The organism is Bombilactobacillus folatiphilus, assembly GCF_023380265.1.
GTDB lineage: Bacteria > Bacillota > Bacilli > Lactobacillales > Lactobacillaceae > Bombilactobacillus > Bombilactobacillus folatiphilus.
Genome location: NZ_CP093366.1, coordinates 998,562 through 1,015,021, shown reverse-complemented (window position 1 = coordinate 1,015,021; position 16,460 = coordinate 998,562). Strand labels below are relative to the sequence as shown.

Here is a 16,460-nt window from a genome sequence, read left to right as displayed (position 1 = left end):
ATTATGACTAGACAGGAAATTTTTGACAAAATTAGTAAAATGTTGAGTGTACGGTTTGATGTAGCCGTTGATCAAATCAAGGACGAAACTAGTTTTCAAAACGATTTACATGCCGATTCAATTGATATGGTGGAATTTGAATTAGAATTGGAAGACGATTTTGGCGCAGAAATTCCAGATGAAGAAGCAATTAAAATTCAAACCGTTGGTGCAGCAGTGGATTATATTTTGTCTCAGCAGCAATAATTGTTTGCGGATAGTTTGCGGAAGGAAAAACTTTGAAAGATAAAAAATTATTTAATTTATTGGCTACTAAATATCAAATAAGTTTTAACAATTTGGATCTATTATTTTCCGCGTTAACCCATTCTTCGTATGCGAATGAACATCGGGAATTAAAAATCAAAGATTATGAACGTTTAGAATTTTTGGGTGATGCGGTACTGGAATTGAATGTATCGGAATACATTTTTAAAACTTTTCCATCTTTACCAGAAGGTCAATTGACTAAACTTCGTGCAGATATTGTTTGTACAGCTAGTTTTGCCCGCTTTTGTCGTGAAGTTGGGTTACAGGAGTTTATTCGATTAGGTAACGGTGAAGAAAAAGCTGGTTCGCGTAATCGTGATACATTGTTGGAAGATGTTTTTGAAGCTTTTGTTGGTGCATTATATCTTGACCAAGGTAACGATAAAGTTGTTGCCTTTTTAAAACAAGTTATCTATTACCATATCGACGCTGGTGAATTCAGTGATGATAATGATTTTAAAACAGAATTACAAGAAGAATTACAGCAGCAAGGTGATGTTCAAATTGATTATCAGGTGATTCAGACTGATGGAACTGATGATCAAACAATTTTTACGGTTCAGTTGGTGGTGGATGGACATCCATTGACGACAGGCAGTGGTACCAGCAAAAAGCATGCGGAACAGCAAGCTGCCAAAAAACAGTTACAGCATTTGCATCATAAATAGGAGGAGTTTTGTTTGGTTTTAAAAACGTTACAGTTGAAAGGCTTCAAGTCTTTTGCAAACAAAACAACAATTCATTTTGATGGTGGGATTACTGGTATTATCGGTCCTAATGGTAGTGGCAAAAGCAATTTGACAGAGGCTATTCGCTGGGTTATGGGAGAGCAATCACCGAAAAGTTTGCGTGGCGATAATATGCAAGATGTGATCTTTGGCGGTAGTGATGCACGACCACCCTTAAATCAAGCAGAAGTCGTTTTGCAATTTGATAATCGTGATCGCCAATTAAAATATGATCATGATGAAGTCCAAATCACTCGACGCCTATTTCGAACAGGCGAAAGTGATTTTTTAATTAATAACCATAAAGTTCGTTTAAAAGATATTGTGAGTTTGTTCTTGGATTCAGGTCTGGGCAAGCATTCCATGGCGATTATTTCACAGGGTAATGTGGAAGCTATTTTTAATAGTAAGCCGAAGGATCGTCGTTTTATCATTGAACAGCCAGCTGGTGTGGCTGGGTTCAAGGAGAAAAAAAAGCAAGCACAGCAACAGCTTGAACAGACTGATGATAATTTAAAGCGAGTCTCGGATATTGTGCATGAGTTAGCTCGTCAAGTGGAGCCACTCAAGGAACAAGCCAGTATTGCCCACGATTATCAGGAGCAAAAGGGTCAATTTGAACAAATTGATCAACACATTTTAGCAGTAGAAATTGAACAATTAAACCGGAAAAAAGTTCAAGGTCGACAAAAAAAGCAAGAAATTCAACAGCAATTACAATCAGTTGAACAAAAATTACAAGATGCTAATCAACAAGTTCGCCAAAATCATCAAGATAGTCAACAAATTACTGAACAGATTGACCAAGGACAAACACAGTTGACCACTTTAAGTAGTCAACTCGAAATAGCCAAGGGGCAACAAGCTGTTAAAGTGGAGCGATCGACAAATCAAGACGAACATGAGCGGAATTTGCGCCAACAGCAATCAAAGTTACAGTTCCAACTGGCAACACAGACGCAGAAAATTAATCGTCAAATTCAACAAGTACATGATTTGGATTTGCGTTTGCAACAAGTACAATCGGCGCTGACTGAACAACAACAGTCTTTAAAACAAAATTCGCCTGATGCAGCAGTTAGTTTGGCCGATTTGCAAGAGCAAAGAGTGCGGTTATTACAAGAACATTCGGTGGCTCAAAGTCAGCTGGATGATCAGCAACAACAATTATTAAAATTACATCAGCAGTTACCGCGGGCTAATTCAGAGTTGATCCAGCAACAAAAGCTGTGTCAAAAAGTGCAACAACAGCAAGTTCAATGTCAGAAATTGTTGACTGAACAACAGACAAAAGGTTGCCATCAACGTGATATTTTACAGCAATTGCAAACTAAGCAACAACAGCTTCAAACATCATTGCAGCAGGCTCAACATGATTATTATCAGCAGTTACGTTTGGTGCAACAAAACCAGGCTAATTTGAAATCGTTACAACATTTAATCTCTCAGCATCAGGGGTTTTATAAAGGTGTTCGAGCGGTATTAAATGCAGATTTGAGTGGCATTATTGGTGCGGTTGCAGAATTAATTCAAGTTCCTCAGCAATATCAAACTGCATTGCAAAGTGCTTCAGGTGCTCAATTACAATCTATAGTCACAACGGATCAGCAGGCAGCACGGATGGCTATTCAGTATTTGCGCCAGCATCATCAAGGACGCGCTACTTTTTTACCACAGACAGTGATGCAAAGTCGAAAGTTGACTCCTCAGCAATTGGCACCGTTAATTGAGGACCCCGCTTTTTTGGGTTTAGCCAGTGAATTAATTCAAATTGATTCGAAGTTGCAAAATATTGCTGATAATTTATTCGGCAATTTACTAGTTTTTCAAGATTTGCCTACGGCGATTGCTGCAGGCAATAGATTAAGCCATCGTTATCGCATTGTGACTTTAGCGGGTGATGTTATGAATCCTGGAGGTTCGATGACGGGCGGGCAAAATCATGGTGGGTCTGATGTTTTGGGGCAAAATGCTCAGGTCAAACATTTAAAAGAACAGTTGCAAAATTCCCAAACGCAATTAGATCATTTACAGCAACGTATTCAACAATTAGAACAACAGAAACAGCAAAATCAAGTAGCTGTGACTGCTCAAAATGATCATATGCAGGCTTTAGTTCAAGAGGTGCAACAGCAACAAAGTCAAGTGCAGTTGCAAAAACAAAAAGTTGAGCTCCAAACAACTAACTTGGATCAATTGCAAAGAAAGTATCTGGAATTGCAACAGCAAGAAGAACAAGTAACTCAAACGCGGAAGCAATTACAACAAAACTGTCAGCAATTAACGCAACATCTAACTGATTTGCAGCGGCAAATTCAACAACAGCAGACTTTTCGGACGGATTATGATGCGCAGAAGACCAAAATAGAACAACGGATTCAGTCTTTATCAACAGAACTAGCTTTGGCAAAAAATAATTGTCAGAATCAACAACAACAATTACAGCAATTACAGAATCAACATCGTGCTCGGCAAACAGAATTAGACCAGGTTAACCAAGAATTAGATCATTTGAGTTCTGCACAAAATAATTTTACGAAAGAAGAGCAGACTTTAAAAGCAAGTATTGATGATTTGATGGCGCAACTGACGGTGTTACAACAACGTTTGCCACAACTTCAAACAAAACGTCAGCAATTGCAACAAGAAGCTCAAAACTTAGAGCCAGTAGCTAGCCGTTTGTTTGCTTTACAAAGGGATTGGTTAGATCAACAAGAACAGGTGGTAGTGCAGCTATCAGATTTGAATACTCAACTTAAGCAATGCTTAGAACGCTTAGAACAGGAGTATCATTTGAGTTTTGAGGCAGCAATGCAGCAATTGCCCGATAATTTTCAATTAACAGTTGCACAGGATCAAGCGCACTTGTTGCAAAAAGGTTTAAGTGAGTTAGGGCCAGTTAACTTGGCTTCCATTACAGAGTATGATCAAGTTAAGGATCGTTATACATTTTTAACCCAGCAGCGTGATGATCTCGTTACAGCTCGAACTCAGTTGCAAGCCACGATGTCAGAAATGGATCAAGAAGTTAGTACGCGTTTTTCTGAAATGTTTACAAAAGTTGCGCAGGCTTTTGTCGATATTTTTCCGACCATTTTTGGTGGCGGACATGCAAAATTGGTTTTAACAGAGCCGGATAATTTATTGGAGTCTGGGATTGAAATTATTGCGCAACCACCCGGCAAAAAATTACAGCGCATGAGTTTATTATCTGGTGGTGAACGGGCTTTGACGGCGATTACGTTATTGTTTGCCATCTTGCAGGTTAAGCCCGTTCCGTTTTGTGTGTTGGATGAAGTCGAAGCTTCGTTGGATGACGTCAATGTGGCACGATTTGCAGACTTTTTGCAGGCTTATGACCAGAAAACGCAATTTATTATAATTACGCATCGTAAAGGGACAATGTTGAGAGTTGAACGTTTGTATGGTGTGACGATGCAGGAATCAGGTATTTCTAAAATTTTGACGGTTGATTTAAAAAAGGAGGTCGCAGACAATCATGAGTCTATTTGATTTATTTAAAAGGAAAAAAGATCAGTCTAGTCCTGAAAATGTGGATTCTAAAGATCAAGCGATTGAAAAAAAAGCTCAGAATGATGCTGATGAACAGCTTGAGACACAGGACGAAACTAATGATTTGGCAATTGAAAATTCAGATTCAAAGCAAGATTCCCCAGTCGAAGTAGAAACAGAAGCTTTAGAATCATCTGACGAGAACGCTTCTGAAGTTGAATCGCCGATAATTAGTGAATCGGAAGATTTAACAGCGACAAAGCAACCTCCCATTGATCAAGAAGAAGTTTTGTCGGATGATGCAGAATACAATCAAGGTCTTAAAAAGACGCGTCATGGTTTTAAAGAAAAGCTCAATGCTTTTATGGCTAATTTTCGGTCAGTTGACGAGGATTTTTTTGATGATTTGGAAGATTTGTTAATTCAATCTGATGTAGGCTATGAAATGTCCTTAAAAATTTCAGATGCTTTACGTGAAGAAGTTAAATTGAAAAATGCAAAGTCAAAATCTGATGTTGTGAAAGTCATTATTCACAAAATGGCAGATTTGTATCAAAATGATCACGAAACACAAAATTATCAATTGAATTTAGATTTGGATAGACCTTTAAATGTGATTTTGTTTGTGGGCGTTAATGGAGCTGGTAAGACAACGACGATTGGTAAGTTAGCCGCTCAATTAAAGAATAAGGGGTACCAAGTTTTATTGGCTGCAGGTGATACTTTTCGGGCAGGCGCTATTGAACAATTGCAAGCTTGGGGAGAAACGACTGCGGTGCGGACAATTGCCAAAAAAGCGGGTAGTGATCCCGCAGCGGTCGTTTATGAAGCAATCCAGGTTGCGCAAAAAGAAAATTATGATATCTTACTAATAGACACTGCAGGTAGATTGCAGAATAATACTAATTTGATGAAAGAATTAGAAAAGATTAAGCGTATTATTACCCGTGAAATTCCGGATGCTCCCCATGAGGTTTTGTTAGTGGTGGATGCTACCACGGGGCAAAATGCTTTGAGTCAAGCTAAGCAGTTTCAGAAAGCAACACAAGTTAGTGGTTTAGTTTTGACTAAGTTAGATGGTTCGTCACAAGGTGGCATTGTATTGGCGATTAATGAGGAATTGAAAATTCCAGTCAAACTGGTTGGCTTAGGTGAAGGTGTTCATGATTTGCGAGAGTTTGATCCAGAACAGTTTTCCACAGGGCTATTTAGTGATTTACTAGCGGACGTTGACGATGGACAATAATTTAGCGCAAAAAAATGAGATTAATATCTTATATAGCTTTTATCAACCATTGCTTACACAAAAGCAGGATCAGTACATGCAGTTGTATTATGGTGATGATTTGTCTTTAGGTGAGATTGCTCAAAATTATCAAGTTAGTCGCCAAGCCGTTTATGATAATTTAAAGCGGACAGTTCAACTATTGAGGAATTATGAACAAAAGTTACATTTATGGCGTGATTTTCAACAGCGTGAACAATTATTGGTGGATCTACAACAACGATTGATACAACAAGATCCACAGGATCAAGACTTATTGTCTTTGGTTACGCGGCTACAAGCTTTGGATGCTTAATATGATAAAAAAGAGATAAGGGGATCAAGATGGCCTTTGAAGGATTAAGCGAACGACTGCAAAAAACATTTGCCAAATTACGTGGTAAGGGTAAAATTACCGAAAATGATGTCAAAGAAATGATGCGTGAAGTGCGCTTAGCGTTATTAGAAGCGGACGTTAATTTTGACGTCACGAAGACTTTTATTAAGACTGTTCGGCAGCGAGCTATTGGAAGTGAAGTTTTAGACAGCTTGACGCCAGCGCAGCAAATTGTCAAGATTGTTAATGAAGAATTAACGAAGATTATGGGAACCAGTGCAGTAGGCTTAAATAAGTCGCCTAAGATTCCGACGATAATTATGATGGTTGGGTTACAAGGTGCTGGTAAAACAACTTCGGCAGGTAAATTGGTCAAGTATCTCCAAGAAAAAGACAAAGCACGACCATTGTTGATTGCAGCGGATGTTTATCGACCAGCCGCTATTGAGCAATTGAAGACGATTGGCCAACAATTGAATGTTCCGGTTTATGATGAAGGTATTGATCATGATCCTGTGGCGATTGTGCAGCACGGTTTAAAACAAGCACAAGAAAATAAAAATGATTATGTTTTGATTGATACAGCGGGTCGTCTAGAAATAGACGATCAATTAATGGATGAATTGGCAAAAATCAAAGAAATAGCCGAACCAGATGAAATTTTATTGGTTGTTGATTCTATGACTGGTCAAGCTGCCACGCACGTAGCTGAAGGATTTAATGATCAATTAGATATTACAGGTGTGATTCTGACCAAATTGGATGGTGATACTCGAGGTGGTGCTGCGTTATCAATTCGTTCAGTGACTGGCAAACCGATTAAGTTTGTCGGTTCTGGTGAAAAGCTTGATGCTTTGGAAGTATTTCATCCAGAACGTATGGCCGATCGGATTTTGGGCATGGGTGACATGCTAACTTTGATCGAAAAGGCGCAACAAGAGTACGATGACAAGCAAGCTGAAGATTTAGCACGGAAGATGCAGGAAAATTCATTTGATTTCAATGATTTTATTGAGCAAATGGATCAAGTTCAAAAAATGGGTCCCTTGGATGATTTAATGAAAATGATTCCAGGCATGGCTAATAATCCGGCTTTAAAAAATGTGAATATTGATCCGAAAGATATGGATCATTTGAAAGCAATTGTTTATTCGATGACACCGGCAGAACGCCAGAAGCCTGAATTGTTGAATCCCTCACGGCGCAGGCGGCTGGCAGCTGGGGCCGGTCGTCCTATCGTTGAAGTTAATCGAATGATAAAACAGTTTAAACAGATGCAAACAATGATGCAAAAAATGTCTAAGGGTAATATGGCTGGCATGGAGCAGATGTTGGGCGGTGGATTACAAGGTAAATTAGGTAAAATGGCGATGGGGTCGATGGTTCGCCAGAATAAAAAACGGAAGAAAAAGCGTTTGAAAAAGGTCAAGCGTTTTAAATCTTAATAGGTTGTAAAGAAAAAAAGCTTTACACCTGATTTAAAAGCTAGTATACTATTTAGCGTTAAGTAAACTAGAAGAATTTATTGGAGGAATTACAATATGTCAGTTAAAATTCGGATGCACCGGATGGGTAGTAAGCGTCGTCCTTTTTACCGTATTGTGGTCGCTGATTCACGGGCACCACGTGATGGTCGTTTTATTGAACAAGTGGGTCATTACAATCCGTTACACAAAGAAGATTTAAAATTAGATGCTGATTTAGTTTTAGATTGGTTACAAAAGGGTGCACAACCGTCGGATACTGTTCGCAATATTTTGCAAAAACAAGGTATTATGAAGCAATATCATGAACTAAAATTAGCTAATAAAAAGGCAAAGTAGTTCTAATTAGTGATGGAAGTAGATATTGTTAACTTGATTAAGACAATTGTGATGCCCTTAGCTGATGATAAAGAACAAATTAAGGTGGATTCTAAACAAGAAGATGATTGTTTGGTCTATGATTTGTATTTAAGTGCCACAGATGCTGGTCGCGTTATTGGCAAACAGGGGCGTGTGGCGCAAGCTATTCGGACAGTTGTATATGCACAAAATCATAAGAATGAACAACGAATTAAATTAAATATTGTGCCCATGACGGTGGAATAGGATTTTAGCGGCTGTAGCCTGAAGGCTTTACAGACGCTTTTTTAATCGAGGGAGTTACAAATGGAAAAACCCGCCTATCTGAAAGTAGGAAAAATTGTTAATACACATGGGTTAAAGGGTGAATTAAAAGTTCAACCATTGACAGATTTTGCTGAGCAGCGATTTGTTAGAGGTAAAACACTGTTTGTACAAAATCAGGAAGTTTATCAAGCGGTGACGGTGCAATCGGCGCGCAAACACCAGAATTTTTTGTTGGTACAATTTGCAGAAATTTTGGATATTGATGTGGCTCAAACATTTAAAAATCATGATCTATGGATTAGTGTGCAACAGCTGCCAACGCTTCCTGAAGGTCAATATTACTATAAAGATATTATGGGGATTCAGGTTTTGGATCAACAACGTGGGTTATTAGGAACGGTTAGTGATATTTGGGATTTAGGGCCTAATGATGTGTGGACCGTGCAGGGGAACAAGTATGGTGAAATATTGATTCCTATTTTATCTGACGTCTTGTTGGGCGTTGATTTATCTACACAACAAGCCCGAGTTCGTTTGCCAGAGGGATTGATTGATGAAAATTGATATTTTAACTTTGTTTCCCAACATGTTTCAAGCTTTGAACGAATCAATGCTCGGCAAGGCTCAGGAAAAAAACTTGCTGCAGATTAATATCTGTGATTTTCGGCAGTATTCAAACGATAAGCATCATCATGTTGACGATACCCCATACGGCGGGGGGGCAGGAATGTTACTGCAACCGCAACCATTTTATCGAGCGGTGGACGCAATTAATCAAGATGATGCAGGACCAAAAAGGGTTATTTTATTAGATCCTGCGGGGCAGCGTTTTGATCAACAATTAGCGCAGGAATTAGCTCAAGAACAGCATTTAGTTTTCCTATGCGGTCATTATGAAGGTTTTGATTATCGAATTGAACAATTGGCAACTGATCGAGTTTCGATTGGTGATTTTGTGTTAACAGGCGGAGAAATGGCCGCGATGATGATGATTGATGCAACCGCTCGGTTTATTCCTGGTGTTTTAGGCAATGGTCAATCAGCCTATAGCGATTCATTTGCACAGGATTTGTTGGAATATCCGCAATATACCAGACCGGCAGAATATCGAGGAATGAAGGTGCCAGATGTGTTGTTAAGCGGTAATCACCAAAAAATTGCACAATGGCGCCATGAACAAGCCTTGAAACGAACTTGGTTACAACGGCCTGATTTGTTGGCACAAGCGGCTCTGTCCTCTGAGGATCAGCAATTTTTAGAAAAATTGAATCAGCCTCGTCAAAAATAAAAATTTGTGGTAGACTGTTTGTTGTGTATTAAACACGACAACAATATTCCGCTGTGATGTTTTTAATTGCAAGAGTATTAGTATAAAGGAGAGATTTAAAATGGGTATGAAAAGTCCATTGATTGATGTTGTAACAAAATCCCAATTGCGTGATGATATTCCTGATTTTCGTGCTGGTGATACATTACGAGTATCTGTTAAAGTTGTTGAAGGTTCACGCGAACGGATTCAGTTATTTGAAGGTGTTGTTATCAAGCGTCGTGGTAGTGGCATTAGTGCTACTTATACTGTCCGTAAGATTAGTAATGGTATCGGTGTGGAACGGACTTTCCCATTACATTCACCACGGGTTGCTAAAATTGAAGTTCTTCGCCAAGGTCGTGTACGTCGTGCTAAATTATATTACCTACGTTCTCGTCATGGTAAAGCTGCACGTATTGCTGAAAAGCGTCGTTAAAATTAAATAATTGTACAAAAAAACTTCTTGTTTAGACAAGAAGTTTTTCTTTACCATAAATTAAAGTGAAACTTTAGAAAATATCTGAGCGATACAGTCCTACCACTTTACCCAAAATTGTTACTTGATCTAAATAAATTGGGGCAAAGGTATCATTTTCAGGTTGTAAACGAAATTGATGCTCTTCACGATAAAATCTTTTACAGGTTGCCTCATTATCTTCGTTCATCGCAATAACGATTTCACCATTATGAGCGGTATTTTGTTGGCGCACAATAACTTGATCACCGTCTAAAATGCCAACATTTTGCATACTGGTCCCATGGATTGTTAACATAAATAAAGGCTGTGATTCATTTACCAAGTTGGGTGGTAATGGAAAATATTCGTCTTGAGTTTGCTCAATCGCAAGTAAAGGCCGTCCCGCGGTTACCGTACCGATCACGGGAATTTTGGTAACAGGGATTGATAATTTATCTAAAGCGGCGTCGGTTAATTCTAAAGCACGCGGCTTAGTCGGATTGCGTTCTAATAAACCACGTCGTTGTAAACGTTCCAGATGCCCGTGAACTGTGGAAGTTGATGATAAATCAACAGCTTGGCAAATTTCACGAACAGTGGGAGGATAACCGTGTTCTTGTTGTTGATCATAAATAAATTGTAAAATTTCCAATTGTTTGTCACTGATTGGTTGACTCATAGCGATACTCCTAGTAAGTTTAAATTAAGATTAGCATATGTTTGTCTAAGTTTCAAACAGGCGTTCGTTGAGGAGAATAATATGACGGAATTGAATGAAAATAAGAAGCAAGAAGAATTGGTACAACGGATTAATATTTTAGCAAACAAGCAAAAAGCAACCGGCTTAGATGAAGCTGAAGAAAAAGAGCAAGCAGCATTAAGAAAAGAATATTTAGCTAATTTTCGTTCAGGTTTAAGGGATCGAATTGAGCATACTAAATTGTATGATAAAAAGGGTAACGAAGTGACTTCTTCTAAAGTTCGCAAAATTCAGCATGACAAAGGCTGGCGGGAAGATTAAAATAGTAATATTATCTATGTTATAATTGATAGTAACAATTCTGATCAAGTTAAAGGTGGATGGATAATGGGAATTACAATTCTAGTTGGAATAGTAATGTTAATCGTTGGTTTAGTTGGAGGATTTTTTGGTGCACGTGCGTATATGAAAAAGTACCTGCAAGATAATCCGCCAATTTCACCTGATATGATGCGACAAATGATGGCGCAAATGGGTCAAAAGCCTTCGCAAAAGAAATTAAATCAGATGATGCAAATGATGAAAAATCAATCTAAAAAATAAATTAAATCATAAAGGAGCGGCCGTTTGGTAATTCTTTATGATTTTTTAGTAATTTATGGCATCTAGTTCTGAAATTAGTACAGGATGCTGGTGGTGATAGTATACGCACGAAGCTATCGCAATTTTAAAAAATAAAAAATGACCACAATCTAAACTGTGATCATTTTTTATTTTTGCTTTGTGGGATGTATTGAAAATCAGGATTAATAGAATGATCAATTGCTTGCCAAGCAGAACTCATTTTTTGATTAATCATCTCAGTGTTTGTTTCATCAACTTTCATACTTCTTTCAATGAAAATAGGTTCACCGAATTTAATGACACTACGTTTGCGTTTTAAAAATCCACTGAAAGTTAACGGTCCTTGGTAAACAACAGGGACTAATGGTTTCTTGGATAATTTAGCAATAAGAACTGCTCCACCTTTTAACTGGCTGGAATAGCGTGTGCCGGAAGGAAACATGATTAAACTCAAATTACGTTTGTTCAAATCCTTAACTGGTACTTTCACAGTTGAAGGTCCAGGATGCTGACGATCAACGGGAAAAGCATTAGAATGCTTTATAATAAAAGCTATAATTGGATTTTTAAAGAGTTCTTTTTTTGCCATGAACGCACACGGTGTAGGTTTAACTGCCAAGGCAAATAATAGGGGTTCCCACCAGGTGCGATGTGGTGCTACCATAATATAGGATTCATTTTTTGGTAAGTGTTCTAGACCTTCATATTTGACATTACCATTAATTATCCAGATTACAAACTGAACAATTTTTACCATCATTTTGTAAAACATTTTTTTACCTCAAATTTTAATTTCGATTTTTATTATAACAAAAAGGAAACTGTGGATGACAAAAACTTTAGAACTAGTCCCTGGATTTGACCTAAAATTGTGGCAAGATACTGAATTATACCGTAGTTCAATTGATTCTGTTTTATTAGCAAATTGGATTAAGGTTAAGAAGGGACAGACTTTAGCAGATTTGTGTAGTGGTAGTGGGATTATTGGCTTATGCTTAGCTCAAAAATTTCAGGTGACGACTTACTTATTGGAATTACAAACTTCCTTAGCACGTTTAGCGCGAAAGTCTATTGAAGATAATCAGTTGCAGGAAAAAGTCCAGTTGTTGAATATTAATATTCAAGATGCTTTACAATATTTATCACATGATAGTTTGAATATTATTAGCTGTAACCCACCTTATTTCGCTGCTAAGGATACGCCTACATTAGGAAGTTCTCGGTCACATAATATTGCAAGACATGAACTTTTCTTTTCACAAGAATTATTGGCGCAAATTGCCAGTAAACTTTTGAAAGATAATGGTTCACTTTATTTGGTGTATCGGCCAGACCGTTTAATTGAATTGATGCAAGTTTTACAACAATATAATTTACCGGTTAAAGAATTGTTGTTTGTATATCCACATGTTGATGATGTGGCTAATTTAGTTTTAATCAAATGTCGTAAGACACGTCGGACTAATGGCTTGAAAATTTGGCCAGCACTGATTTTGTATAATCGAGACGGCTCTTATAGTGAACAACTCAGGAAGTTTTGTGCCCGATGAGCTATCAAAATTATAGTGTTTATATTATCCAGTGTAGTGATGGAACTTTGTATACAGGTATTTCTAATGATGTGACTCATCGAATCAAGATGCATAATGCTGGAAAGGGTGCCAAGTATACAAAAAATCGGCGACCAGTATCGTTGCAGTATCAAGAACTGGTTGGTAATCGTTCACAAGCTTCTAAACGTGAGTGGGCAATTAAGCAATTAACTCGAAGACAAAAATTGTTGTTGATTCAACAATATGTAAAAGATAGTTGTCATGATTAGGATAGTCTAGTATAATTTGTTCGTGTATCAAATACTCACGTTGACTTTGGATTCAATGGTGCACATTAAGGTGTTATGAATCGGTTAAAAGTTGGCGGCGGAAAAAACCATGGAGGGTTAATTAATGTCAGTTTTATCAATGAAACAATTACTAGAAGCCGGTGTTCATTTCGGACATCAAACACGTCGTTGGAATCCAAAAATGAAGCCATATATTTTCACACAAAGAAATGGTATCTATATCATTGACTTGCAAAAAACAGTGCACATGATTGATGATGCTTATAACTTTGTCAAGGATGTTGCTGCTGATGATGGTGTTTTCTTATTCGTTGGTACGAAAAAACAAGCACAAGAATCTATTGCTGAAGAAGCCACACGTGCTGGTCAATATTATGTTAACCATCGTTGGTTAGGTGGAACTTTGACTAACTGGGATACAATCCAAAGTCGGATTAAGCGTTTGAAGCAAATCAAAAAAATGTCTGAAGACGGTACATTCGAACGTTTACCTAAAAAAGAAGCAGCTTTATTAGTAAAACAAGAACAAAAATTAGAAAAATTCTTAGGTGGTATTGAAGATATGCCACGGATTCCTGATGTTATGTTCATCGTGGATCCTCATAAAGAGACAATTGCTGTTAAAGAAGCTCAAAAGTTGAATATTCCAATTGTTGCGATGGTTGATACTAACACTGATCCAGATGATATTGACGTGATTATTCCATCTAATGATGATGCTATTCGAGCTGTTCGTTTGATTACTTCTAAAATGGCTGATGCGATTATTGAAGGTCATCAGGGCGAAGAAAATACAGATTTGCCAGAACAACCAGTTCAAGAAAATGATGATCAGGAAGAATCCATTGAAGAAGTAGTCGAAAATTCAGAAAATTAATCGTGATTTTATTTAGTAAAAACTATCTTGCTGTTAGTGAGATGGTTTTTGTTGTGTTCGATTAGGAGGAACTATATATGACAAAAATTACAGCTGCTCAAGTCAAAGAATTACGTGATAAAACTAGCGTTGGAATGATGGATGCTAAGAAAGCATTAGTTGCTGCTGACGGTGATATGCAAAAAGCAATTGATGAATTACGTGAAAAGGGTGTTGCTAAGGCTGCCAAGAAGAGTAATCGGATTGCCGCTGAAGGTTTAGCTGCAATTGAGATTGCTGGTGATACAGCAGCTTTGATTGAAGTGAATTCTGAAACGGATTTTGTTGCTTCAAATGATAAATTTAAAACGTTGGTAGCTGAGATTGCCAAGGCAATCGCTACGAATAAGCCTCAGGATATTGATGCTGCGATGACATTGACAGTTGACGCTGGTGATACTGTTCAAGCATCTATTACTAATTTAACAGCTGTAATTGGTGAAAAAATAACTCTTCGTCGTTTCAGTGTTGTTGAAAAAGCAGCAGATGAGCACTTTGGTTCATATTTGCATAATGGCGGTCAAGTTGCTGCTTTAACAGTTGTTGCTGGAAGCGATGATCAAACAGCTCATGATGTAGCTATGCATGTTGCGGCGATTAATCCGGAATATTTAGATCGTGATCAAGTTCCTGCTGATGTTATTGAACATGAACGTCAGGTTTTCACTGAAGAAACTGTTAATGAAGGTAAGCCTGAAAAGATTGTGCCGAAGATTGTTGAAGGTCGGGTAAATAAGTATTTATCAGAAATTAGTCTGGCTGATCAAGATTTTGTTAAAGATCCTGATCAAACAGTTGCTCAATTTGTCAACGCTCAAAATGGTAAGTTGGTTTCATTTGTTCGTTACGAAGTTGGCGAAGGAATTGAAAAACAAGAAAATAATTTTGTTGATGAAGTTATGGGGCAAATCAAATAAAAAGCGCATGGCGCTTTTTTTTTGGCTAAATTTTGGTAAATTGCGGTATCTATCATTGATTATGGTAAAATAAATCATAGAAGAAAAGTTAAGGAGTTAGTAATGTCAGTCAAATATAAACGTATAGTTTTAAAGTTAAGTGGCGAAGCACTTGCAGGAGAACATGGTTTTGGAATTAATCCTCCTGTCATTGCAAATATTGCTAATCAAATTAAAAAAGTTCAGCAATTAGGTGTTCAAATTGCGATTGTCTGTGGCGGTGGTAATATTTGGCGCGGTGAGACTGGTGCCGAATTAGGGATGGAACGTGCACAAGCTGATTATATGGGCATGTTAGCAACGGTGATGAACGGTTTGGCTTTACAAGATGGTCTAGAGAAAGTTGGCGTCTCTACTAGAGTTCAGACTTCAATTGAAATGCGCCAAATTGCGGAACCGTATATCCGTCGAAAAGCAATTCGGCATCTTGAAAAAGGACGAGTAGTTATTTTTTCAGGTGGAACTGGTAGTCCTTATTTTTCTACGGATACTACGTCGGTATTACGTGCAGCAGAAATTGGTGCAGATGTTATTTTAATGGCAAAAAATGGTGTCGACGGCGTTTATTCGTCAGATCCACAAAAAGATCCGGCAGCTGTTAAATATCAGGAATTGACTCAGTTGGAAGTAATTAATAAAAAATTAGGTGTCATGGATTCGACAGCCAGTTCTTTATCAATGGATAATGATATTCCGTTAGTGGTATTTAATTTAAATGAAGCTGATAATATTCTTCGGGTAGTACAAGGCGAAAGTATAGGAACAACGATTCAAGGAGGCAAATAAATTGGCACAAGTAGTGGTTGAAGAAACTAGAAGACGAATGCAAAAAAGTTGTACAGCATTGGAGCGTGAATTGGGACAAATTCGTGCAGGTCGTGCCAACGCTAGTATTTTAAATGGAATTAACGTAGAGTATTACGGATCAGAAGTTCCAATTAATCAAGTTGCTTCGATTAGTATTCCGGAAGCACGGGTTATTTTGGTAACACCATTTGATAAGTCAGCATTAAAAGATATTGAAAAAGCGCTGATGGCGTCAGACATTGGGATCAATCCTGCTAACGATGGTAGTGTTATTCGATTAGTAATTCCGCAATTGACTGGTGAACGTCGTCAAGAATTGGTGAAAGAAGTAGGCAAAATTTCTGAAGGTGCTAAAGTAGCAGTCAGAAATATTCGCCGAGAATCAATGGATGATGTTAAAAAGCAGCAAAAGAATCATGAAATTACTGATGACGAATTGCATGATTTAGAAAAGCAAATTCAAACGGTAACTGATCAAAGTATTAAAGAGATTGAACGAATCACTGATGATAAATCTAAGGAACTCGTTGCTGTTTAATCTCAGCATGTTTAAATCTTGAATAGAAATCAAAACTCTAGGGACTGG

The 16,460-nt window shown here is 37.8% G+C and carries 21 protein-coding genes; 19 read left to right on the top strand and 2 right to left on the bottom strand.

What is annotated here, in order from left to right; translation table 11 throughout:
• The first annotated feature begins 3 nt into the window (after window positions 1-3).
• From acpP to rplS, 11 genes are all read left to right on the top strand, one after another.
• Window positions 4-246, top strand: coding sequence for an acyl carrier protein (acpP, locus tag MOO45_RS05155; RefSeq protein ID WP_249513877.1), 243 nt, complete (start codon window positions 4-6; stop codon window positions 244-246).
• Between the two features lie 32 nt (window positions 247-278).
• Complete coding sequence (gene rnc, locus MOO45_RS05150) at window positions 279-977, top strand: ribonuclease III (protein WP_249513876.1); 699 nt, start codon at window positions 279-281, stop codon at window positions 975-977.
• A 12-nt stretch (window positions 978-989) separates the two neighbouring features.
• Complete coding sequence (smc, locus tag MOO45_RS05145; protein ID WP_249513875.1) at window positions 990-4,550, top strand: chromosome segregation protein SMC; 3,561 nt, start codon at window positions 990-992, stop codon at window positions 4,548-4,550.
• Window positions 4,537-5,796, top strand: a complete 1,260-nt coding sequence (ftsY, locus tag MOO45_RS05140) for a signal recognition particle-docking protein FtsY (RefSeq protein ID WP_249513874.1) — start codon at window positions 4,537-4,539, stop codon at window positions 5,794-5,796. The genes smc and ftsY overlap by 14 nt, the downstream gene beginning before the upstream one ends.
• On the top strand, window positions 5,786-6,130 hold the full coding sequence (locus MOO45_RS05135) for a putative DNA-binding protein (protein WP_249513873.1): 345 nt from the start codon (window positions 5,786-5,788) through the stop codon (window positions 6,128-6,130). The genes ftsY and MOO45_RS05135 overlap by 11 nt, the downstream gene beginning before the upstream one ends.
• A gap of 29 nt (window positions 6,131-6,159) precedes the next feature.
• A complete protein-coding gene (gene ffh / locus MOO45_RS05130) occupies window positions 6,160-7,596 on the top strand; it encodes a signal recognition particle protein (protein ID WP_249513872.1) in 1,437 nt (478 codons plus the stop codon).
• Window positions 7,597-7,692: 96 nt separating this feature from the next.
• Window positions 7,693-7,974 (top strand): 30S ribosomal protein S16, encoded by a 282-nt coding sequence (gene rpsP / locus MOO45_RS05125; RefSeq protein WP_249513871.1) that lies wholly within the window; start codon window positions 7,693-7,695, stop codon window positions 7,972-7,974.
• A gap of 12 nt (window positions 7,975-7,986) precedes the next feature.
• Window positions 7,987-8,241 carry a KH domain-containing protein gene (locus MOO45_RS05120; RefSeq protein WP_249515170.1) on the top strand — a complete coding sequence of 85 codons (255 nt, stop codon included), beginning with the start codon at window positions 7,987-7,989 and terminating at the stop codon, window positions 8,239-8,241.
• A 60-nt stretch (window positions 8,242-8,301) separates the two neighbouring features.
• The gene (gene rimM / locus MOO45_RS05115) at window positions 8,302-8,826 is read left to right on the top strand and encodes a ribosome maturation factor RimM (RefSeq protein WP_249513870.1); all 525 of its coding nucleotides are present in this window, start codon (window positions 8,302-8,304) and stop codon (window positions 8,824-8,826) included.
• A complete protein-coding gene (trmD, locus tag MOO45_RS05110) occupies window positions 8,816-9,550 on the top strand; it encodes a tRNA (guanosine(37)-N1)-methyltransferase TrmD (protein ID WP_249513869.1) in 735 nt (244 codons plus the stop codon). Before rimM ends, trmD begins: the two co-directional genes overlap by 11 nt.
• Window positions 9,551-9,656: 106 nt before the next feature.
• A complete protein-coding gene (rplS, locus tag MOO45_RS05105) occupies window positions 9,657-10,007 on the top strand; it encodes a 50S ribosomal protein L19 (RefSeq protein ID WP_249515169.1) in 351 nt (116 codons plus the stop codon).
• A 73-nt stretch (window positions 10,008-10,080) separates the two neighbouring features.
• Here the strand turns inward: rplS and lexA are convergent, their stop codons facing one another.
• Complete coding sequence (lexA, locus tag MOO45_RS05100; protein ID WP_249513868.1) at window positions 10,081-10,707, bottom strand: transcriptional repressor LexA; 627 nt, start codon at window positions 10,705-10,707, stop codon at window positions 10,081-10,083.
• Between the two features lie 81 nt (window positions 10,708-10,788).
• Here lexA and MOO45_RS05095 point away from each other — a divergent pair, with 81 nt between their 5' ends.
• Complete coding sequence (locus tag MOO45_RS05095; RefSeq protein ID WP_249513867.1) at window positions 10,789-11,049, top strand: DUF896 domain-containing protein; 261 nt, start codon at window positions 10,789-10,791, stop codon at window positions 11,047-11,049.
• A gap of 66 nt (window positions 11,050-11,115) precedes the next feature.
• Window positions 11,116-11,331, top strand: a complete 216-nt coding sequence (locus tag MOO45_RS05090; protein WP_249513866.1) for a YneF family protein — start codon at window positions 11,116-11,118, stop codon at window positions 11,329-11,331.
• Between the two features lie 160 nt (window positions 11,332-11,491).
• Here the strand turns inward: MOO45_RS05090 and MOO45_RS05085 are convergent, their stop codons facing one another.
• Window positions 11,492-12,124, bottom strand: coding sequence for a lysophospholipid acyltransferase family protein (locus MOO45_RS05085; protein WP_249513865.1), 633 nt, complete (start codon window positions 12,122-12,124; stop codon window positions 11,492-11,494).
• A 55-nt stretch (window positions 12,125-12,179) separates the two neighbouring features.
• On the opposite strand from MOO45_RS05085, the gene MOO45_RS05080 reads away from it, so the two are divergent.
• The 6 genes from MOO45_RS05080 (at window position 12,180) to frr (ending at window position 16,412) form a co-directional block, all read left to right on the top strand.
• Complete coding sequence (locus MOO45_RS05080) at window positions 12,180-12,902, top strand: tRNA1(Val) (adenine(37)-N6)-methyltransferase (protein ID WP_249513864.1); 723 nt, start codon at window positions 12,180-12,182, stop codon at window positions 12,900-12,902.
• Entirely contained in the window at window positions 12,899-13,174 is a 276-nt protein-coding gene (locus MOO45_RS05075) for a GIY-YIG nuclease family protein (RefSeq protein WP_249513863.1), read from the top strand. Before MOO45_RS05080 ends, MOO45_RS05075 begins: the two co-directional genes overlap by 4 nt.
• Before the next feature lie 124 nt (window positions 13,175-13,298).
• A complete protein-coding gene (rpsB, locus tag MOO45_RS05070) occupies window positions 13,299-14,072 on the top strand; it encodes a 30S ribosomal protein S2 (protein ID WP_249513862.1) in 774 nt (257 codons plus the stop codon).
• A gap of 77 nt (window positions 14,073-14,149) precedes the next feature.
• Window positions 14,150-15,028: a translation elongation factor Ts gene (gene tsf, locus MOO45_RS05065; protein ID WP_249513861.1), complete on the top strand. Its 879-nt coding sequence runs from the start codon at window positions 14,150-14,152 to the stop codon at window positions 15,026-15,028.
• A gap of 102 nt (window positions 15,029-15,130) precedes the next feature.
• Window positions 15,131-15,853, top strand: coding sequence for a UMP kinase (pyrH, locus tag MOO45_RS05060; protein WP_249513860.1), 723 nt, complete (start codon window positions 15,131-15,133; stop codon window positions 15,851-15,853).
• A 37-nt stretch (window positions 15,854-15,890) separates the two neighbouring features.
• Window positions 15,891-16,412 (top strand): ribosome recycling factor, encoded by a 522-nt coding sequence (frr, locus tag MOO45_RS05055; RefSeq protein WP_396022425.1) that lies wholly within the window; start codon window positions 15,891-15,893, stop codon window positions 16,410-16,412.
• Window positions 16,413-16,460 lie beyond the last annotated feature (48 nt).